A 19,879-nucleotide genomic window follows, 5' to 3' on the forward strand; every position below is an offset into this window, starting at 1 on the left:
CGCCACGGACCGCAGGGTCCCTCCCCGTCGAGTGCATGGAGGGGGAGGCCCTGGTGCAGGCCGGAGCCCGGCCAGGAAGTGAGGACCGCATGGGCAGCACGGGACGGAACAAGGTGGCCGTGGTGACGGGGGCCGGATCGGGGATCGGGCGGGCGGTCGCCCGCAGCTTCCTCGCCGAGGGCTGGACCGTCGTGCTCGGCGGGCGCCGGCGCGAGGCCCTCGAGGAGACCGCCGCCGGGGCGGCCGGGGCGCACGTCGTGCCCGTGGACGTCGCCGATCCGGCCAGCGTGGCCTCGGCGTTCCGGGACGTCGAGCGGCTCACCGGGCGGATCGACGTGCTGTTCAACAACGCGGGGACCTTCGGGCCGCGGGGCGAGGCGGACGAGATCGACGTCGAGGACTGGCAGCGCACCCTGCAGGTCAACCTGACCGGCACCTTCCTGTGCTCGGCGGAGGCCTTCCGGATCATGAAGGCGCAGGAGCCCCGGGGCGGGCGCATCATCAACAACGGCTCGATCTCCGCGCACGCGCCGCGGCCGCTGTCCGCGGCGTACACCGCGAGCAAGCACGCGGTCACCGGCCTGACGAAGTCCCTCGACCTGGACGGGCGGGCCTACGGCATCAGCTGCGGGCAGATCGACATCGGCAACGCGGCCACCGAGCTGCTCGCCGGCCTGGGCACCGGCGACGGCGCCCTGCAGGCCGACGGCTCGCTCCGGCCCGAGCCGAGCTTCCCCGTCGAGGAGGTCGGCCGGGCGGTGCTGCTGATGGCGCAGCTGCCCGCCTCGGCCACGGTCAACTCGCTCGTGCTCACCGCCGCCGGGATGCCGTTCCTCGGCCGGGGGTGAAGGGCCGGCCCTCGGCCGGGAGCGACAACGACGTTCCCGGCGCCGCCCGGATCCAGGACTCCCCACGGGGGCGACGATGGGGGAGCGCCTGCTCTGCCACCGCCGAGAACCCGGGGCCCCGTCGACGGGAGCGCCGCCAGCCGTCCCCGACCCCGTCGGCGACGGCCGGCGCAACCACGCCCCCCGGCCGGTCCGTCCCGGACGTGTCGACAGGGGTCGCGGTCACTCGGTGCGCGGGCGCCGCGTGCCGGTCCTCGTCGCCGCACGGGAGGCCCGTCCCCACGGGGCCGAAGCCGTTCGCCGTTCCGCGCAAGCCCCGCACCGAGGGCGCCGATCGACCACGTCCTTCCCCTCCCGGTCTCTCCTGGGCCGTACCCCTGATTCCGCGGGCCACTCTTGACCCATGGCGCAGGATCTAGTAAATTTCGTATCGTGAAAAAGTAATTTCATAATACGAACCCAGGGGGAACCCGTGAGCCATACCTCGCCGTCGGCCGCACCCGCGTCCTTCTTCGACTACACCACCATCGACTGCGACCCCGACCTCAGCCGCCCGCCCCACCGGCGCCAACGCACCGCACCGCTCTGGGTGCTGGCGGTCTCGTCGGCCTGCGTCGGCGCGGTGGTAGGACGCGTTTCCGCTCGACGTCACCCGTAACGAGGCCACCAGCGAGCCCGGAGCGGAACAGCACGCCGGCTCGCGGCGACGATCCACCACCCAGGAGAGCTCATGACCCCGCAGATCCCCACCGGTGCCACCGCGCCAGACCTCACGCTCACCGACCACGAGGGAAAGCAGGTGCGGCTCGCCGACCTGCCCGGCAAGGTGATCGTCTACTTCTACCCGAAGGCCTTCACCCCCGGGTGCACCTCCGAGGCCTGCGACTTCCGGGACAACCTCGCGTCGCTCCAGCACCTGGGATACACCGTGCTCGGTGTCTCGGCGGACGACCCCGAGACCCTGAGCCGTTTCGTGGAGGAGTACCGCCTCCCCTACCGCCTGCTCTCCGACCCCGGCTCCGAGGCCGCTCGGGCGTGGGGCGCCTGGGGTGAGAAGACCGTGAACGGGACACCCCGGATCGGTCCGCTGCGCTCCACCTTCGTCGTCGACGACAGCGGCTCCGTCGTCTCCGCCGAGTACGACGTCCAGGCCGAAGGCCACGTCAAGGCCCTCAGGCAGCGGCTGGAGGCCTGAGCGGAACCGGTCCGGCAGTCGCTGACGAGCGACCCCAGTGGCCGCTGTCGGCCCCGAGCTCCCTCGGCACCCAGCGCCTCGTTCCCCTCCTGGGCACTCCGCGGAGGTGCCCGGCGCCGCCGAGGATCGCCTCGCGACCGCGCAGGCACCGGTCCGACCGTCTCGGCGGCGCGGATGCCGCCGGCCCGTCGGCGCGACGTGCCCGGCCGGGCTGGGCCTCACCGTGCTGCCCGCCGACCTCACCACGGGCCCGCCGAGCGACCCCACGTCCACCACCGCACCGTCGCCCCCACCCCTGCCCACCCCACCCGGGCGCGGCCGGTCCGCCGCCCCGGGACGGGACGGCGGACCGGTGGTGGGACGGGCGTCGGCTCAGCCGGCCAGCAGCGGGACGAGCAGGGAGGTGACGAACAGGACCAGGGCTCCGCCCAGGCGGTTGGTCAGGGCGGCGAAGGGCATGAGGTGCATGCGGTTGGCCGCGCTGAGCACGGAGACGTCGCCGGAGCCGCCGGTGTCGGCCATGACCAGGCCCGGGGTGATGGCCGCCTCCACGAAGTGGAACTTCACCAGCCAGCCCAGGACCCCGGAGGTGAGGGTGGCGATCACCACGGTGGCGATGGTGAGGACGATGAACATCGGGTCGCTCACCGAGGCCAGGACCTCCTGGATGTCGATGTAGGTCATGCTCACTCCCACCAGCAGGGCCGGGACGAGGATGGAGGCGATCATGTCGCCCCACTCCGAGGAGCCGTCCTCGAGGTCCTTGGGCAGCAGGCCGAAGATCTTCACGGCGGCGGCGAAGAGGATGGTCCAGGCGTAGGGGTGCAGGACCGGCAGGTAGACCGCGACCAGGTTGCCGGCCACGAACAGGACCGCGGCGATGAGCAGGCCCTTGCCCAGGGAGAGGAAGGAGGAGAGCTCCTTCTTCGGCGGGGCGGCCATCTCCCCGGCCTTGCCCTGGATGCGCAGCAGCTGGCCGTGGCCGTTGAACCCGACGAAGAGCTGCTTCTTGCGCTTGCCCAGCCCGTTGTAGATCCCGGCGATGAGGATGCACACGATGTTGGCCATCACCACCGCCGACATCAGGTCGCCCATGAAGGCATCGGCCTCACCGCCGGTGCGGGCGGCGTACATCTCCGACATGGGCACTGCGCCCAGGCCCAGGCCACCGGCCATGATGGGGGCGGCGATGAAGAGGATGCCCTCGACGAAGCCGAAGCCGGTGACCGCCCCGAGGGCCCCGATGAGGACGAAGGTGGCGATCAGGCACCCGATGAGCGGCACCGCGAAGCGGGGCCCGGCCTTGAGCAGCAGCGCCCTGGGCATGCCCAGGATGGAGCCGGCGATCAGGGCCATGACGAAGAAGTCCAGGAACCCGTAGGCGTCGACGAAGTTCTGCACCACGGTCACGGCGTTCTCGGGCATCACCCCGGCGAAGATCAGGATCGCCGGGACGAAGGTGCACAGGATGGTCGGCAGCCCGAAGTCGCGGATGACGGGGAAGAGGTTGCCGATCCAGATGAGCAGCCCGCCCAGCAAGATGGTCACGGCGAAGCCCGAGAGCATGGACTCGGGCAGGTTGCCGGTGAGCGCGGCGATGAGCACCACGGCGGCGAACACCACGTAGAGCGGGGCGGGCGTGCTGGCGATCCGGAAGCCCTGGCGGCCGGGATAGTGCGTTCCGCGGCGCGGTCCGGCGGTCGGGGCGACCGCACGGTGCATCCCGGTGCCCGGGTCCGCAGGCTGCTGATCCGGTGCCTGCTTGGCGGGCTCGGTGGTCTGGGCGGTCGGTGGTGTCATGGACATCGGTGTCCCCCGGTTCGTGTGGGCACGGCGGCCCTGCGGGCTGCGCGCGAACGGCTAATGGTGATCGGAAGAAGAACGAGCAGGAAAAAGGGTGGAGCGATCGCCCACCGAGCCCACGGCCTGACGGCCCGGCAACTCGGTGGACTGTCAGGCCGGGCGTGCGGCGGGATTCAGGGACCCGAGGGCGGGGGAGCAGGCGACGACATCGCGGGCCAGTCGCACGGCCTCGGCCAGGCGGGCCTCGTCGATGCCGGTGTCGTGGCCGGCCCCGTGCAGATGGGCCACGAGCTGCTCGGTGGCGATGTTGCCGTGGGCCCCGGGAGCGAAGGGGCACCCGCCGTACCCGCCCAGGGCGCTGTCGAAGCGGGTGATCCCGAGCCGCTCGACGGCGGCGCTGACGGTGTCCAGGGCCTGGCCGTGGGCGTTGTGCAGGTGCAGAGAGTAGGTCAGGCCCGGTTCGGCGTCCTGGACGTACGCCACGGCGTTCACGACCTGGTCGGTGGGCGAGGTGCCGAGGGTGTCGGCCAGGCCGATGTCGGTGACGCCCATGGCCTGGAAGGCCCGCACCACCCGCAGCAGGTGGGCGGGGTCGATCTCGCCCTCGAAGGGGCAGGTGAAGGCGGTGGAGATGCCGGCGAAGAAGTGGGTCTGCGGGTACCGGGCCACCTCCGCGGCGAGGCTCTCCAGGGCGTCCTCGATGCCCTGCCCGGCGTTGGCGCTGCTGTGGGCCTGGCTGGCGGAGGCGACCACCTGGACGTCGGTGGCCCCGGCCGCGACGGCACGGGCGACGCCGCGGCCGTTGAGGGCCAGCGACGTGTACGTCACCTGCTCGGAAGGGGGTAGGCCGGCCAGGAGCTCGGCGGCGTCGCCCATCTGCGGGACCTTCTGCGGGTTGACGAAGGAGGCCACCTCCAGGCGGGGGAGACCGGCGGCCACCAGGGCCTCGGCGACGGCGAGCTTGCCCGCAGTGGGGACGACGACGTCCTCGTCCTGGAGGCCGTCGCGCAGGAACACGTCGGTGAGCTGGATCCGCACCTCAGCGCACCGCCTGCGGGGTGAGGTCGGCGATCTGCTCCGGGCTCAGCCCGGCCAGATCGTGCAGGACCTCCGCGGTGTGCTGGCCCAGCTCGGGTCCCACCCACTGCACCCGCCCCTGGTGGCCCGGGATCTTCGGAACCACCCCGGGGAAGCGGATTAGCTCGGGCTCGTCCTCGACGACGACCTCGTGGGCCTGGATCATGTCCCGGGCCAGATAGTGCTCGTCCTGGGCGATGGATGGGGCGTCGTAGACCGGGCCTGCGGGCACTCCGGCGGCATCGAGCAGCTCGAGCACCTCCTTCAGCGGCATGCTGGAAGTCCAGTCGGCGATGGCGCCGTTGAGCTCCTCCTCCCGGGCCCCGCGGGCCTCGGTGGTCAGCAGGGACTCGTCGGCCGCCAGGTCCGCCCGGCCGACGGCGGCCATCAGGCGGCGGAAGACGGAGTTGGAGTTCCCGCCGATGACGACCTCCAGCCCGTCCCCGGTGGGGTAGGAGCCGGTGGGCACGACCCCGGGCAGGGCCCCTCCGGTGCGCTTGCGCACCATGCCGTAGGCGTCGTAGTCGGGCACCAGGGACTCCAGCAGGCTGAACACGCCCTCGTAGAGGGCGACGTCGACGACCTGGGAACTCCCGGAACGGCCGCTGCGGGCCTTCTGCAGCATGAGCATCAGGGCGCCGATCACCCCGTAGAGCCCGGCGACGGTGTCGCCGAGGGAGGCTGCAGCCCGGCCGGCCGGGCGGTCGGGCTCGCCGGTGATGTAGCGCAGGCCGGCGAAGGACTCCGCCGAGCTGCCGAATCCGGCGCGGTGGCGATAGGGGCCGGTCTGCCCGTAGCCGGAGATCCGCACCACCACCACGTCCGGGTTGAGCCCGGCGAGCACGTCGGGGCCCAGCCCCCACTTCTCCAGAGTGCCGGGGCGGAAGTTCTCGATCACCACGTCGCACTGGGCGGCGATCTTCTTCACGGCCTCCCGGCCCGTCTCCGTGCGCAGGTCCAGGGCCACGGACTTCTTGTTCCGGGCCACGGTGCGGAACAGCATCGAGGTGCTCCCTCGGGTCTTGCGCCAGTCGCGCAGCTCGTCGCCGCCGTCGGGACGCTCGATCTTGATGACCTCCGCGCCGAAGTCGCCGAAGAGGCGAGCGGCGAAGGGGGCGGCGACGAAGCTTCCCAGCTCCAGCACGCGGATGCCCTCGAGCGGGAGCGTCTCGCCCTCGATGTGCAGATTCTCGGTCATGGTGCCTGCTTCCTCAGTCGGTCCTCCTGGACCCCTCAACTTCTCACACAGTGGGAAGTGGGTGCCTTTTGGCGGGAAGACGGTAGCAAGTGACCCATGACACACACAACCCCCTCGGCGAGTTTTCCGAGGCGGACGGTGTCGACGGGCCGGTGTCAGACCTGGCGCAGCTGCAACTCCTCGCCCACGCGCCGTGCGGCCTCGGCCACGGCGGCGCCGAAGTCGGTCCCCGGGGATACCCGCACCCGGGCCAGGGGCATGGCCAGGCACACGGTGGCGACGATCCTCTCGTGCAGCAGCACGGGTGCGCTGACCGAACCCAGCCCGGGGGTGCGCAGGCCCACGGACTCCACCCACCCGTGCCGTGCCACCTCGCCCAGGGCCTCCGGCTCCTCGGCCAGCAGGCGACCGCTGGACCCGGCCGGCAGGGGCAGGCGTGAACCCTGGGGCAGGGCCACCCGCAGCTCCTGGGTGCTGTCGAGACTCAACGTGCAGACGCGCTCGTCCGCCCGGCGCACCCACAGCTGGACCGTTTCCCCGGTGGCGGTGCGCAGCTGGTCCAGAACGGGCGTGGCGGCGGCCTCCATGGCGGTGCGCACGAAACGCTGGCCGAGCCGGAAGTCCCCGCTCTCGGTGCGGCGCAGGAACCCGTACTCGACCATCGACAGGGCCAGGCGGTGCGCCGTGGACACCGACAGGCCCGTGCGGCGGGCCAGTTCACTGGCCGAGACCGCGGCGCGGTCCACGGCGTCGAGGATCGCGGCCACGCGCTCGAGGGTGCGGTTGCTGCTGGAGGACTCGGGAGAGGACATGACATCAGCGTAGGGCTCGGTCACCGACCGGGCCCGCGCCCGCAGCCCGGGGGGCAGCACCTGACGGGACTCGACGCGCTCCTCCGCGCCGAGACGTACGTCTCGCCTCCGTGACGGCGGACGGCCAGGCCTCGCTCCTACGACCCGTGGTCGCCCGGTTGACGTCCGCATGGAAACGGCCTCGCTGCAGCCCCTTGTGGGCCGAGTCACCTCCTGCTATGGTCCTCCCGCTTCACAGAAACTGTTTCCTAACAGGTGGGAACAGTGCGGGGAGCCCCTGGTGAATAGCAAGGCAGGAGAGCCATGACTGACTACGACATTGCTGTGATCCCCGGTGACGGCATCGGGCCCGAGGTCGTCGACGCCGCCCTGGCCGTCCTGAGGGAGTGCCAGACGCGCTACGGGCTGGAGCTGGGCTACACGTCTTACGACTTCAGCGCGGACCTGTACCGGCGCACCGGACGGAAGATCACCGCCGCCGACATGGACGAGATCGGCACGGCCGACGCCGTGCTGTTCGGCGCCATGGGCCTGCCCGACGTGCGCGGGCCGGAAGGTCTGGAACTGGGCGCCCAGGTCGAGATGCGCGCCCACTACGGGCTCTTCGCCAGCCTCCGGCCGGTCCGGCTCTTCCCCGGGGTCCAGAGCCCGGTGACGGCGAAGAACATCGACATGCTCGTCATCCGGGAGACGACCGAAGGGATGTTCGCGGGCCTGGCCGATGAGCACGAGCCCAGTGACGAGTCCGCCAGTGACCGCATGACGATCACCCGGGCCACCTGCGAGAAGCTCTTCGACCTCGCCTTCGCCCAGGCCCGAGCGCGCCGGAAGCGGGGCACGCCGGGGCATGTGACGCTGCTGCACAAGTCCAACGCCCTGCGCAGCAACGTGCTGATGGAGAAGGTCTTCGACGAGGTCGCCGCGAGAAACCCCGACGTCGGCAGCGCCAAGTACTACATCGACGCCGGATCGATGTACATGGTCACCGACCCGGAACGGTTCGACGTGGTCGTCTCGGAGAACATCTTCGGCGACATCGTCTCGGAGATCGCCGCCGGCCTCGTGGGCGGTCTGGGCGTGGCGCCTTCGGCCGACGTCAGCCTGGCCCACGGGGTGTTCCAGCCCTCCCACGGCAGCGCCCCCGACATCGCCGGGAAGGGGATCGCCAACCCGATCGCGATGATCCTCTCGGCCGCGATGATGCTGGAGTGGCTGGGCGAACGCCACGGCGACGACCGGTGCACCCGGGCAGCGCAGAGCATCCAGGCCGCCGTCGAGGCCGCACTGGCCACCGGCCCCCGGGCCCGCGACCTGGGCGGAACGGCAGGCACCCAAGAAGTAGTAGAGGCGGTCCTCGGCGCCCTGCCCGCGCAGCTGGAGAACCCAGCTCTCGCCGCGACCGACAGCTGATCCCGCGCCGGCACGTCCCCGCTCTGCCCGCTCGGATCGCCGTGTCGCAACCGACAGGCATCGACCCATGAAAGGTACGCACCCATGACGTACAAAGTGCTGTTCATCAACCCGCTGAAGGACTACATCGACCGTCTGGTGGACTCCACCCCGGAGGGCTTCGAGGTGACGGTGATGCCGCCGGAGACGGACGTGGCGCAGCTGTGCCGTGAGGCCGCCGACGCCGACTTCATCATCTCGGGCATCGACGTGCCCGAAGAGGTGTTCCGGGCCGCGCAGAACGTGAAGTTCATCCAGTACATGAGCTCCGGCTACGGGCAGCTGCCGGTGGCCGTCCTGGACGACCTGGGTGTTCCGGTGGCCCAGATGAAGACCCACTCCATCTCCGTCGCCGAGCACGCGCTCACGCTGATGCTCACGGTGCTGCGGCGGATCCCGGCCTCCGTGCAGCTGCTGCGCGAGGGGAAATGGCGCCAGGACCTGGACGAGACCTCCTACTCGGAGCTCTACGGCAAAACGGTCGGGATCGTCGGACTGGGCAACATCGGACGCTGGATCGGCAAGATCGTCCACCACGGCTTCGGCGCCGACGTGGTCTTCTACGACCACGCGGAGATCCCGCTGACCGTCTCCGAGCTCATCCCGGCCCGTCCCGTCGCGCTGGCGGAGCTCATGGCGATCTCCGACATCGTCTGCGTGAGCCTGCCGCTGAATGCGGACTCGGCCCGGCTGATCGGGCGCGAGGAACTGGCCCTGATGAGGCCCAGCGGCGTTCTCGTCAACGTCGGCCGCGGTGAAGTCATCGACGAGGGGGCGCTCATCGACTTCCTGCGCGCAGGGCGCATCGCCGGAGCCGGGCTCGATGTCTACGAGAACGAGCCGCTGGACACCGCCAGCGAGCTGCTGGAGCTGGAGCAGGTGGTGTGCACCCCGCACATGGCCGGTGTGGGCTGGGAGAACGTCGAGCGCAGGATCGCGACCGTGTGGCAGAACGTCGATGCCGTCCTGCGCGGCGACATCCCCCGCGGGGTCGTCACGGCGACCAAGACGGCGGTGCCCCGGCAGACCTCGGGGCTGGCCGTCTGAGACCCGGTCCCAGCCCGACCGGCGACGAAGTCCTCCACACTCGTGGGGGCCGCCCGGGTGCCTCGTGCCGCCGCGGCGTGGGCGGACGGGCAGCCGGCATCGCCCCTCCACCACGACGGCGTCGCGGGACCCGGTGCGGTGGCCGGCCGTGCGGGCCGGCAGGGGTGTTTCCGGCTTCGCCGAGGGGTCCGGCGGAGCGCTCGCCGCAGGGCGCGCCCCCGGAGCGGGCGGACTCGTGGGCCGTCGGGTGTCCTGCCCGGGGAGGGCGACAGGCACGCCGCTTCTTCAGGGGGTCAGCGCGTCCACGACCGTGGCGGCGGGTCCGCCGTGGATGGCGGGGAAGCCGGTGCCGGCCCACAGGTGGGCGGTGTCCGCATCATGCTGGGCGACCGCGGCCGCCCGTACCGGTGCGGTGAGGTGGTGCAGGTGGGGGTACCCGACGGGGGCGTCGGGGTGGGCGGTGATGAACCGGTTGGTCAGTCCCCGGGCCAACCGCCCGGTGAACGCCCGGGTCGGGGTGGTGCTGGTGAAGCGGCCACCGGTCAGGGCTTCCCGGTGGAGGGCGTTGGTGCCGGCCTCGTCGGCCAGCAGCAGGGCGGTGCCGACCTGGGCGGCGACCGCCCCGCGGCTCAGCAGGCCCGCCACCTCGCCGGCCGTGGCGATCCCGCCGCCGGCGACCACGGGCAGGCCGGTGCCGGCGACGATCTCCTCGACCGTGGACCCCAGGGGCGCCTGGGTCGGGGTGGCGCTCTGGTCGAAGGTGGCCCGGTGGCCCCCGGCGCCCGGGCCCTGGACGGACAGGGCGCGTGCGCCGCGGGCCTCGGCGATCCGGGCCTCGGCTGCGCTGGTAACGGTGACCATGGTGGTGATCCCTGCCGCCGTCAGCCGGCCCAGGACGTCGGCGTCGGGGCAGGCGAAGGTGAAGGAGACGACCTCGGGCTGCAGGTCCAGGACGACCTCCAGCTTGCCCGCCCACCCGTCGTCGTCCCACCGCGGGGTGCCCAGCGTCACGCCCAGCCGCTGCGCCTCGGGCTCCAGCGCCACCCGGTAGGCCTGAAGCGCTGCCGGGTCGGGCTCGACGGGTTCGACCACGAACAGATTGACGCCCACCGGGGCGCTGGTCAGCTCGCGCGCCCGCTGGATCTGGGCGGCCAGCTGACCGGCGCTCCTGTACCCGGCGGCCAGGAACCCCAGGCCCCCCGCCGCACTCACCGCCGCCGCCAGCTCCGGGGTGGAGGGTCCGCCGGCCATCGGCGCCCCCACGATCGGGGACTCCAGGGATCGGGGCTCGAACATGGGTGGCCTCCTCGGGTCCGGGTCGCATCAAAGCGGAGACATCCCGCCGATGCGAAGTGCCTTCAGGCTAGAAGCGGGAGGGGCGGGCGGGAAAATGCCGGGCAGTCATCACCCATGTCTGTCACACATGGACGAGAGGGGTGGGCAGGTCATGCCGGGGAGGGCTTCTGCGGGCGGGCGGCGTGCAGGAAGTCCTCGCGGATCCCGCGCGGCAGCCAGGGCGCCAGGGCCAGGCGCACGGTCACCGGTGGGGCGCCCTCCAGCGGGATGAAGCGCAGCTCCGGGTGGGTGTTGCGGTGCTCGGCGATGTCCGGGACGATCCCGATGCCCACCCCGGCGGCCACGGACTCGATCCACTCGTCGTAGTTGGCCGTTCGCACCACGGTCAGCGAGGTCGCCTCCGGCCACAGGGAGGGCTGGGTGGTGCCGGTGGCGGTGTTGATCACCAGCGGCCACTCCGGCACCTGGTCCCACGCCAGGCCGGTGGCCCGAGCCAGGGGGGAGCGGCGGGAGCAGGCCACCACCCGCGGCTCGTCGAACAGCGCCACGCTCTCGAGCTCCGCATCGGGCTGACCGGAGCGGATCACGACCGCCTCGACCTCGCCCCGCTGCAGCGCCGTCGCCGGATGGTCGCACCGCACGAAGGCGACCGGCATCCCCGTGGCCTCGGTGAAGCGCGCCGCGGTCTCCTGTGCCCACGGGGAGGGCAGCAGCCAGCTGAACCCCAGGCGGAACACCGCGCTGCCGCGCGCGGCCTGCACCGCAGCCTCCAGGTCAGCCAGCAGCCGCTGTGCGCTGACGTGGAACTCCCGTCCGGGACCGGTCAGCTCGAAGGTCCGCGACGTGCGGGCGATCAGCCGCACCCCCAGGGCGGCCTCCAGCTGCTGGATCGTGCGGGTGAGTGCCGGCTGGGTGATGTGCAGCTCGGCGGCCGCGTGCGTGAAGGACTCCTCTTCGGCCACCGCGACGAAGGCCCGCAGGTGCCGCAGCTCCACATCCATGCTGCCCAAGCATAGATGGTGCGGAACAGGCATTGTACGGACGCCGATCCCGACTCCTAGCCTCGGAGGAGGCCGAGCCGATCCGGCCCCCAGGAGAGGACACCGCATCATGCTGCAGAAGCCCCCGAGCGTCCGGGCCGTCGTCGTGCCGGGGGCCGCGGCGATGGCGATGGCCATGGGCGTGGGCCGGTTCGGCTTCACCCCGATCCTGCCGCTGATGCAGGACCAGGCCGGGCTGGCCCCGGACCAGGGGGCGCAGCTGGCCACCGCCAACTACCTGGGCTACCTGCTGGGGGCCGTGCTGGCCCTTGTGCGGCCGGCCACCACCACCTCGGCCCCGGCGTTCCGGGCCGCGCTGGTGGCCCAGGTCGTCGCCCTGGTCACCATGGCCACCACCACCTCGGTACCGGTCTGGGCCCTGGCGCGGTGGTGCTCGGGGGTCGTCAGCGCCCTGGTGTTCATCGCCGTGGCCGGTGCCGTGGCCGCTCGCCTGTCCTGTCGGGGGTCGAGCGGCGGCGGGTGGGTCTACGGCGGCATCGGCGGCGGCATCGCCGTGTCCGGCGTGCTCGTGCTCGTCCTGGAAAGCGCTGAGACGTGGACCACCGCCTGGTGGGCCTGCGCCACCACCGCCGCCGCCTTGGGCGCGGTGGCCTGGACCCTGCCGGTGAGCCACCCCCGGGCTCCCGCCCCGACCCGGGCCTCGGAGACCGGGCCCGGTTCCTCGGCTCGGCCGCGCCCGGGGACCCGGGACTCCTTCGTGGCGCTGGTGGTCAGCTACTTCCTCGAAGGCACCGGCTACATCATCGCCGGGACCTTCCTCGTCGCCGCCATCCGCGCCACCACCCCGGGATGGGTCGGCAGCAGCGCCTGGGTGCTCGTGGGACTCGCCGCCCTGCCCTCCGCCGCGGTCTACGCCCGCCTGGCCCGAATCTTCCCACCGGCCACGGTGCTGCGCACCGCCCTGCTCGTCCAGTCCGTGGGCATGCTCCTGCCCGCGGTGTTCACCGGCAGCGGCGCGGCCCTGCTCGCCGGGGTGATCTTCGGGGGGACCTTCCTGGGCATCGTCTCCCTGGGCATGGGCACCGGGGCCCGCATGGGCGTCCCCCGCTCGGGCGCCATCCTGACCATCGCCTTCAGCCTCGGACAGATCCTCGGGCCGCTGGTCGCCGCACCGCTGATCCGCCACGGATACGCCCCCGCTCTGGTGCTCGGGGCCATCGTCGTGGCCCTGGCGGCCGTCCCCACCCTGCTCATCCGCCTCGCCGCACCCCCGACCCGCTGACCCGCTCCCTTCGCGCCCGACGGGCAGGGCTGCGCACCTCCGAGGTCGGTGGCCCACGCCCCGAGGCGTTCCACGCTCGGAGCGGTGCAGCAGAGGGCCCCGACGCCACGTTGTGGCCCCGACGGGTGGACTCGCCACGGCCGGGCAGGGAGGGCGTTCTCCGGGGCCGGACGTGGCGGCCCTGGGGGCGCGCCACGGCGCGTCGCGGCCGGCAGGCAGCGGGTGGCTGGTCCAGGCCGGGGCGGTGCTGTGGTCGCGCGACCGCCACCCGGCACGCGGACTGGCGTTCGGCGGCCTGGCCGTGCCGGACCGGCCGGCCACCGGGGTGGTGGCATCCATCGTGGAGCCGCCCCACCCGCGACCCCGACCTGCTCGGGCAGTTGCACGGGACGGGCCCGCACAGCGTTCCCGGCGCCCACGCATCCCTCGCCGCGGGGGCGGGCGGACCGCCCGGCTCGGGCCGTCCGCCGGGCGCGAGGCCCCGGCGGCCGCACCCCGGTGCCCGCGGACTGGCTCAGCCCTCGAACAGTCGGCAGGAGCCGGACACCCGTTGCCCGGACGCAACGCCCCGTGAGGCCGTGCGGGGGCCAGGTCATGCTCGGACACCACCGGTCGTGGCCAGGCTCCACCGCGGCCGCGGTCACGGGACGGGTCCTCCCTGCTCAGGCCGGGGACCACCCGGGGACCCGCAGGTGGTGGATCATCCGGGCCGGCGCGGGGGGATGATCGGGCAGCTCGTCGGGCAGGAGGATCTTCACCGGGCCGGCCCCGCCCATGGACTCGTCGTGGTCCACCGCCCAGCGCAGCAGGTCCACCCCGACGACCTCCACGTGCTCGGCGGCGGTGAGGTCGACGGTGAGGTCGACGGTGACGGTGACCGGCGGGCTCAGGGTCCGGGCGGATCGCCCTCGCCCACGGACACCGACCGCGCACCGGGAAGGATCCTCGCACCCGCACCGTCCCTCGACCGGGGGCCGTGCGGTCAGGCACCGGGCTCGCCGACCGGATGAGGTCCGACCGTTGTCTTCACGCACGAGGTCGCTCTCGATCGGTGCCGCGCGGGCGGGACAAGCACGGCTGCGCTGCCCGACCGCGGTGAAGCCCGGATCGAGGGCGCCGGAGCCGCAACGAAGACCGTGCGGGCCGGGGGTCCGGGGTTCGCCGGTCCCCGGACCCCCGGCCCGCACGGTGGCTCAGGCGGTCGTCCGCTCAGGCGTCGTCGGCGGCCCCGCCGCGGGCGGGGTCGCTGCCCTCCGCGCTGCCGGGCGAGCCCACGTCCTGGTCCTCCGGCGCGCCCTCGGCCTGGGAGGGCCTGGTGCCGGCCGGTTCGACGGCGGGCTCCACCTGCTCGTCGCCGGGACTGCCCTCGGCCTGGGAGGGCTTGTTGTCAGCCGGGTCGGGGATGTTGGTGTCGGTCATGGCACTCCTTTCGCGCCGCCGGACGGCGGTGTGTCGGTCACGCTACACGTGCTGCTCCTGCTGCGGCACCGCCCGGCGGGGTGGACGCGCGGGGGGATGGACAGGCCCGGGGGTCGGAGGGTGGGGTCAGCGGCGGGCGCCGGTCCGGTCGTGGGTGTCGCGGCCGATGAAGGACAACCCCACCATGGTCGCGCCCAGGAACAGGTGCAGCCAGTCGTCGGCGGTGTTCAGGGGCACGAAGTTGGCCTGGGACTCCTGGCCCACGAGCAGCCCGTAGATCCAGAGCACGATGTAGACGACCCCGCCCCACAGCAGGTACTTCCGCGCGGCCGGGGCCGAGCGGGCCATGGCGATCCCGGCCAGACCGTAGAGCAGGTGGACGACGTTGTGCAGGACGGAGACCTGGAACAGGCCCATGAGCATGGCCTCGGAGTGGTGGCCGGCGAACTGCAGGGTGTCGTAGTTGGTGGTGATGCCGGGGATGAACCCGGCCAGGCCCACGAGCACGAACACGGCGCCGTAGAGCAGGGCGGCCGTCTGGACGGGCGAACGGCGGGCGGAGGTCCGGTTGGCGGGAGCAGTCATGATGTTTCCTCGTGTCGATCGTGGTGGACATGGCCCCGGGACGGGAACCACCGGTTTACGGACGAATCCGGAAAGCATGCTTACTTCTTCCAGCCTACGGGGTCGAGGGCACGACGCCAACCGGAGTCGATCCTCGACCCGTAGGGCTGGTCGGTCCCCGGGTTCCGTGTGCCGACGACGCCGGGCATCAATACCCCTGCCGACATGAGGGGATCGGACGTCGTCCTGCCACGCCGGTGCTGACGGACCGCGCCGGCCGGGCCCAGGGCGCCGAGTCCGCAACGCGTGGCCCGGACGCGCGGCCCGCCCACATCAACGAATCGTCCGGATGGGCCTGCCGGCGCTCGAGGGAAGCCCCCCCGGGGGCTTGTGGCAGGCCGTGCCCGTGTGCCTACCGTGGGTCATGAACACGAACACGCGAGTGATCGCCGCGACAACCGCCGCCATCGCAGGGCTCTTGTTGGCCGGGTGCGACAACACCGAAACAGAGGAAGCCCCGGAGGCTCCCGCCGAGTCCAGCGCCCCCCTGGGCGAGTCCACCAGTGAGGGCGCCGGTGACGGCCCCGACAACGAGACCGGTGGCGTGGGCGAGGGCGACGGAGCCGACGGTCCCGACAACGAGACCGGTGGCGTGGGCGAGGGCGACGGAGCCGACGGCCCCGACAACGAGACCGGTGGCGTGGGAGACGGCGACCTGGGCGAGGAGGAGGGCGCCGGCTGAGACGATCCCGCCACCGGGCCGCGCGCCGACCACGGGTCCACAGCCCTGCCTGGCCGGTGGGCGGCGGTCGGTGCCGCTTGGCGCTGTGCCGGCAGCAGATCTTCCCGCGCATCCCGTCGGCCGGGGATCCTCGGTCTCGAGGAGGGTGCGGAGAGGGTCAGTGCGTGCGGCCGGTGGAGGCCGTCGGGGGTGCGGTGTCACGGCGCAGGAAGGACAGCCACACCATGGTGGTCCCGAGGACCAGGTGCAGCCAGTCGTCGGCGCTGTTGAACGGGACGACGTTCGCCGGCGACTCCTGTCCCACGACTAGCCCGTAGAGCCACAGCACCAGGTAGACGGCCCCGCCCCAGCGCAGGTAGGTCCGGGCCCCGCCGCCGGAGCGGGCCATGACCGCCCCGGCGATGCCGTAGAGCAGATGCACGAGGTTGTGCAGGATCGAGACCTGGAAGACGCCCATCAGCAGGGCCTGGGAGTGGTGACCGGCGAACTCCAGGGAGTCGTAGCCGGTGGTGAGACCGGGGACGAAGCCGGCCAGCCCTACGAGCAGGAAGGCGGCCCCTGGGCCAGGGCGGCCGTTTCCAATGCGGAGTGGTGCGTGGGGTGGGCTGCGGTGGGGGTGGTCATGGTCCGTCCTTCCGTCGGTCGCGCACCGGGGGTGAGCGGGGAGTGCCCCGGTCCGTTCCTCCTGGGCGACCTGAGGGCCGGTTCCGGGTCGGGCGGGGTCCAGGCGGTGGACCCGGTCCGGCACGCTTCGGCTGCCGGGGAGGGGGAGAGCCTGCCCGCGGGCGGTGGCTCGGTCAGGACGAATTGCACCGGTCCGGTGGGCTGCCCCGTTTCCTCGTGTGCGACCTCCCAGCACAGCAGGTCCAGTGCTGCGCTCTCCGCGGACTCGAGCGAGGTGAGGTCGATGACGACTTCGGTGTCGCTGGTGAGCGTCCGGGCGTGGTGGATCAACGGGTACAGCACGCGTTGGTTCGTCTCCGTCAGGCGCCCGGTGGCGACCAGGCGCACACGCCTGTGGTCCAGGTCGATCCGGACGAGAACCGACAGTTCAAGGTCCACGACGGAGCTCCTGGGCGCGAAAGGGGGTGTGGCCGAGGACTGGGCCCGTCCCCGGGCGCCTGGGAGCCGGACCGGGGTGGCGGTGAGCACGGGCGGGAGGGCGGTGGACATCAGGATGCCGCACGAGCTGGCACCACCTTCGGGTTGTCCCCCGCAGACGAGACGCCACCGCGGATCTCAGACACCTGAGGATGCTGGAGCGCACGAGCCGATGTGGTCCGGTGACCGTGCCCCTGGGTCCCCGCCGGCCCCCGCAGGGGATCGGAAAACAGGAACTCGACCGGGCGCAGCCCGTCCGAGCCCTCGTCGTGGTCGACGGCCGCGCGCAGCAGCTCCACCCCGGTGGGCTCCACATGATGGGCCCCGGTGCAGTCCACGGTGACGTGGATGCCGGGGGTGAGGGTCCTGGCTCGGCGGATCAGCGGGTGCAAGGCCCGCTGACTGGCCTCGGTGAGGCACCCGGTGGCGAGGACTCGGATGGTTCTGCCGTCCAGGTCGACCTGGACGGTCACGGAGAGCTTGTGGGTCACAACAGCGGCTTTCTCTTCACGCGAGGATGTCGTGGCCTGCTGCTGGACCGGTGCTCCAGAATATGCGAGACCGGCGTGAATGACCAGCAGGCTTACGGTACAACTGGTGGCCCTTGCAGGGGTTGCCCGGGGCTTGGCGCCGGACTGCAGACCCTGCTGAGCAGCGACGGGACCCGCGCCGGTGGCGACGACTCAGGCGCGGGCCTTGCCGCGTGCGGGTCAGGAGGCCCGGTGCAGGCGCTGAGGGCCGGTGGGCATGGGCGGCAGGCGATGGAGCTCGGTGTCGATGATCTCACCGGCGACCTCGGCGAGATCGCGGTGGGTGTCCTGGGCCGTCGTGCACAGCAGGTCGAGCGCTTCCTCGCGGGGGAGCCCGTAGCGGGCCATCAGCACCCCGGTGGCGGTGCCGACCTCCCGGGCGGTGGCCACGGCCTGTTCCTGGTGCTGGGTCTGCCGGCGGTGGTGTCCGGCGGAGACCGCCCCGACGGCGTGGGAGGCCAGCACGGACCCGGCCCACAGGGCCGTCCCGTCGAAGGCGTCCGGGACGTCTGCGTACAGGCTCAGTCCCACGGTGGTGCCCGGGTCCTCGGGCAGGGGCAGGCGGTAGACCACCAGGCTCGCCACGTCCAGATGCTGGGCGGCGCCGGTGGTGAAGGCCGGCCAGCGGCGGTCCCGTGCCAGGTCCCCCACCAGGTGCACGGCGCCCTCCAGCAGAGGGTCCACGGTGGGGCCCTGCCCGGTGGCGTGCTGGAGAGCGTCAGCTTGGGCGGCCATCGGGGCGGTGGCCACCAGGGTGCGGAACCGCCCTTCGCTCAGGACGCTGACGCTGGCCCATCGGGTGCCGGCCACGTGGTGGACGGCGGCCTGGGCGGTGGCGGCCACCGCCGCCCCGCCGGTGACCGCACCCGACCGCTGGCCCAGTGAGGTCAGGACCCGGTCGATCTGCCCGGCCTGCACCGAGGGCCTGATCCGCGGTGCCCGGCTCATGCCGCCCACCCCAGCTCCTGCACGGAACGGGCGGCTCGGGCAGGTGCGGGCCGGTGGGCGGGCAGGGCGTGGGGCACGACCACCTCCACGGGGCTGGCCCCGTGCAGGGCCGCGTCGTGGTCGACGGCCCAGCGCAGCGCCTGGACCGCGGCCGCCTCCAGGTGCCCGGCGTCGGTGAGGTCGACGCTGACCGTTACCGGCGGGATCAACGTCCTCGCGCGGCGGATCAGGGGGTGCAGGACGTGCTGGTTGGCCTCGGTGAGGCAGCCGGTGACGACCAGGCGCACGTAGGCGCCGTTCAGGTCGATCTGGATCAGCACGGAGAGCTTGTGGTCCATGAGAAGCATCCTTCATCGCATGCCATCGGTCTCATGGCCCCCTGCTGGACCTCAGTCCACGATACGCGCGTTGCGGCTGGTGGACCAGGCATTTGCAACGTTTGCACCCCAGAACCGTGAGCCTGTGCGATCACGTCCTGGTGCTGTGCGGCGGGCGGGTCGGTGCCAGGTCTCCGAGGAGCTCCGACGGTTCTCGGTCTGGTCGTTGGTGAGGAAGCTGAGCTCGCCGCGGGGCTCCAGGTAGGCCCGCCGCACCTGGGAGGCGTCCTCGATGCCGTGGACCCGCAGCTGCGCCTCCGGCTCATCGTCGCTGATGCACTCCCGGCGCATGGCCCGGCGGTTGAGCCGCCCATCGAGGATCAACGGCCGGGGGTGGCCCTTCAGCAGTCGAGCCAACCGCGGCCACCGGTAGGTCGCCGCGTCCATCACCACGCTCCAGCACAGGATCGTGGCCCCGGGGACCAGCCCGTCGGGCACCTTCTCCCCGTCCCCGGTGCGGCTGATCCCGGCGGCCTCTCCGACCAGGACGACGACCAGCAGGTCCGACAGGCCCAGGCCCCCGCCCTCACGCTGGCCCACGAATCGCATCAGGACCATCAGCACGAAGAAGGTGACCGTGCCGCGGGCGAACAACTCCAGCCAGGGGATGTCGGAGGTGAAGAGCGCACTCCGCTCAAGCACGGGCACCCCCACCGGAAGGCGGGAGCGAGCGCAGGCGGTCCTCGAGCGGACCGGGGAACAGGGCGGGAAGGGAGGCGGCGGGGTCCATGACGGTGTCCTCGGAGCACGAAGAGGGCACGGCCCCTGCTCGACCTGCCCTCCACCGCGGGAGGCCCCTGAGGGGCTCTGCAACCGGGGCACCGGGACCGCGGCCTCACGAGGCTCTGGCCCGCCGCCCAGTGTCGAGGGAGGTCGTGGCCACGCTGTGCGGCTGACGACGGCGGTGACTGGTTCGGCCGCCACCTCCCGCAGCGGATCTGGTGGTGGTCGCATCCCAGCCGTTCAGGACGGGGTATCGGCTCGGCCCCACGGGAACCCAGAGGGAGGGCGGCCGCAGGGGCGACCATCGGCGAGCCGACTGCTTGACTTCCCGATGACCGACCCGGCAACCAGGTCACACCCTGCCCGCTGTTCCGGACCTTGCCCCTCGGCGAATCCCTGCTGACGCACGTGAGCCCCGTCTCATGGCCGGCGGCCGGACCATGGGACGAGGCCGCGCGCTCCGGCGA

The 19,879-nt window shown here is 72.5% G+C and carries 21 protein-coding genes; 6 read left to right on the plus strand and 15 right to left on the minus strand.

The features are described from left to right. Positions 1–89 precede the first annotated feature (89 nt). Complete coding sequence (locus ACYSMR_RS16635; protein WP_251332552.1) at positions 90–848, plus strand: SDR family oxidoreductase; 759 nt, start codon at positions 90–92, stop codon at positions 846–848. A 730-nt stretch (positions 849–1,578) separates the two neighbouring features. Further along, positions 1,579–2,043: a peroxiredoxin gene (locus ACYSMR_RS16640; RefSeq protein ID WP_461746641.1), complete on the plus strand. Its 465-nt coding sequence runs from the start codon at positions 1,579–1,581 to the stop codon at positions 2,041–2,043. 372 nt (positions 2,044–2,415) lie between these two features. On the opposite strand, the gene ACYSMR_RS16645 is transcribed toward ACYSMR_RS16640, so the two are convergent. From ACYSMR_RS16645 to ACYSMR_RS16660, 4 genes are all read right to left on the minus strand, one after another. After that, complete coding sequence (locus ACYSMR_RS16645) at positions 2,416–3,843, minus strand: 2-hydroxycarboxylate transporter family protein (RefSeq protein WP_461746643.1); 1,428 nt, start codon at positions 3,841–3,843, stop codon at positions 2,416–2,418. 153 nt (positions 3,844–3,996) lie between these two features. Next, positions 3,997–4,884, minus strand: coding sequence for a hydroxymethylglutaryl-CoA lyase (locus ACYSMR_RS16650; protein ID WP_461746645.1), 888 nt, complete (start codon positions 4,882–4,884; stop codon positions 3,997–3,999). A 1-nt stretch (position 4,885) separates the two neighbouring features. Further along, positions 4,886–6,121 carry a CaiB/BaiF CoA transferase family protein gene (locus ACYSMR_RS16655; RefSeq protein ID WP_461746647.1) on the minus strand — a complete coding sequence of 412 codons (1,236 nt, stop codon included), beginning with the start codon at positions 6,119–6,121 and terminating at the stop codon, positions 4,886–4,888. A gap of 155 nt (positions 6,122–6,276) precedes the next feature. Continuing rightward, positions 6,277–6,933: an IclR family transcriptional regulator gene (locus ACYSMR_RS16660; RefSeq protein WP_251332547.1), complete on the minus strand. Its 657-nt coding sequence runs from the start codon at positions 6,931–6,933 to the stop codon at positions 6,277–6,279. A 303-nt stretch (positions 6,934–7,236) separates the two neighbouring features. Between ACYSMR_RS16660 and ACYSMR_RS16665 the strand changes: the two genes are divergently transcribed. Together ACYSMR_RS16665 and ACYSMR_RS16670 are read left to right on the plus strand one after the other, a co-directional pair. Then, complete coding sequence (locus ACYSMR_RS16665; RefSeq protein WP_461746649.1) at positions 7,237–8,343, plus strand: isocitrate/isopropylmalate dehydrogenase family protein; 1,107 nt, start codon at positions 7,237–7,239, stop codon at positions 8,341–8,343. An 84-nt stretch (positions 8,344–8,427) separates the two neighbouring features. After that, entirely contained in the window at positions 8,428–9,429 is a 1,002-nt protein-coding gene (locus tag ACYSMR_RS16670; protein ID WP_461746651.1) for an NAD(P)-dependent oxidoreductase, read from the plus strand. Positions 9,430–9,714: 285 nt separating this feature from the next. Here ACYSMR_RS16670 and ACYSMR_RS16675 read toward each other — a convergent pair whose 3' ends face one another. Together ACYSMR_RS16675 and ACYSMR_RS16680 are read right to left on the minus strand one after the other, a co-directional pair. Next, positions 9,715–10,725 carry a nitronate monooxygenase gene (locus ACYSMR_RS16675; RefSeq protein WP_461746653.1) on the minus strand — a complete coding sequence of 337 codons (1,011 nt, stop codon included), beginning with the start codon at positions 10,723–10,725 and terminating at the stop codon, positions 9,715–9,717. A 149-nt stretch (positions 10,726–10,874) separates the two neighbouring features. Then, positions 10,875–11,726: a LysR family transcriptional regulator gene (locus tag ACYSMR_RS16680; RefSeq protein WP_461746655.1), complete on the minus strand. Its 852-nt coding sequence runs from the start codon at positions 11,724–11,726 to the stop codon at positions 10,875–10,877. A 109-nt stretch (positions 11,727–11,835) separates the two neighbouring features. Between ACYSMR_RS16680 and ACYSMR_RS16685 the strand changes: the two genes are divergently transcribed. After that, on the plus strand, positions 11,836–13,008 hold the full coding sequence (locus tag ACYSMR_RS16685) for a YbfB/YjiJ family MFS transporter (RefSeq protein ID WP_461746657.1): 1,173 nt from the start codon (positions 11,836–11,838) through the stop codon (positions 13,006–13,008). 662 nt (positions 13,009–13,670) lie between these two features. On the opposite strand, the gene ACYSMR_RS16690 is transcribed toward ACYSMR_RS16685, so the two are convergent. The 3 genes from ACYSMR_RS16690 to ACYSMR_RS16700 all read right to left on the minus strand — a co-directional run bounded on the left by ACYSMR_RS16690 (position 13,671) and on the right by ACYSMR_RS16700 (position 15,012). Further along, entirely contained in the window at positions 13,671–13,838 is a 168-nt protein-coding gene (locus ACYSMR_RS16690; protein WP_461746659.1) for a hypothetical protein, read from the minus strand. A gap of 379 nt (positions 13,839–14,217) precedes the next feature. Further along, a complete protein-coding gene (locus tag ACYSMR_RS16695; RefSeq protein WP_461746661.1) occupies positions 14,218–14,427 on the minus strand; it encodes a hypothetical protein in 210 nt (69 codons plus the stop codon). A gap of 126 nt (positions 14,428–14,553) precedes the next feature. Continuing rightward, the gene (locus tag ACYSMR_RS16700; protein WP_251332540.1) at positions 14,554–15,012 is read right to left on the minus strand and encodes a DUF4383 domain-containing protein; all 459 of its coding nucleotides are present in this window, start codon (positions 15,010–15,012) and stop codon (positions 14,554–14,556) included. A gap of 403 nt (positions 15,013–15,415) precedes the next feature. On the opposite strand from ACYSMR_RS16700, the gene ACYSMR_RS16705 reads away from it, so the two are divergent. After that, positions 15,416–15,733 carry a hypothetical protein gene (locus tag ACYSMR_RS16705; RefSeq protein ID WP_461746663.1) on the plus strand — a complete coding sequence of 106 codons (318 nt, stop codon included), beginning with the start codon at positions 15,416–15,418 and terminating at the stop codon, positions 15,731–15,733. Positions 15,734–15,890: 157 nt separating this feature from the next. On the opposite strand, the gene ACYSMR_RS16710 is transcribed toward ACYSMR_RS16705, so the two are convergent. From ACYSMR_RS16710 to ACYSMR_RS16735, 6 genes are all read right to left on the minus strand, one after another. Continuing rightward, positions 15,891–16,316: a DUF4383 domain-containing protein gene (locus ACYSMR_RS16710; protein WP_461748041.1), complete on the minus strand. Its 426-nt coding sequence runs from the start codon at positions 16,314–16,316 to the stop codon at positions 15,891–15,893. Further along, entirely contained in the window at positions 16,271–16,795 is a 525-nt protein-coding gene (locus tag ACYSMR_RS16715) for an STAS domain-containing protein (RefSeq protein WP_461748053.1), read from the minus strand. Before ACYSMR_RS16715 ends, ACYSMR_RS16710 begins: the two co-directional genes overlap by 46 nt. Positions 16,796–16,905: 110 nt before the next feature. Beyond that, positions 16,906–17,325 carry a hypothetical protein gene (locus tag ACYSMR_RS16720; RefSeq protein ID WP_461746665.1) on the minus strand — a complete coding sequence of 140 codons (420 nt, stop codon included), beginning with the start codon at positions 17,323–17,325 and terminating at the stop codon, positions 16,906–16,908. Between the two features lie 219 nt (positions 17,326–17,544). Next, entirely contained in the window at positions 17,545–18,312 is a 768-nt protein-coding gene (locus ACYSMR_RS16725) for a GAF and ANTAR domain-containing protein (RefSeq protein WP_461746667.1), read from the minus strand. Beyond that, positions 18,309–18,650, minus strand: a complete 342-nt coding sequence (locus tag ACYSMR_RS16730; RefSeq protein WP_461746669.1) for a hypothetical protein — start codon at positions 18,648–18,650, stop codon at positions 18,309–18,311. Before ACYSMR_RS16730 ends, ACYSMR_RS16725 begins: the two co-directional genes overlap by 4 nt. Positions 18,651–18,701: 51 nt before the next feature. Next, positions 18,702–19,331, minus strand: coding sequence for a DUF421 domain-containing protein (locus ACYSMR_RS16735; RefSeq protein ID WP_461746671.1), 630 nt, complete (start codon positions 19,329–19,331; stop codon positions 18,702–18,704). Positions 19,332–19,879 lie beyond the last annotated feature (548 nt).

Source organism: Kocuria sp. U4B, assembly GCF_054875615.1.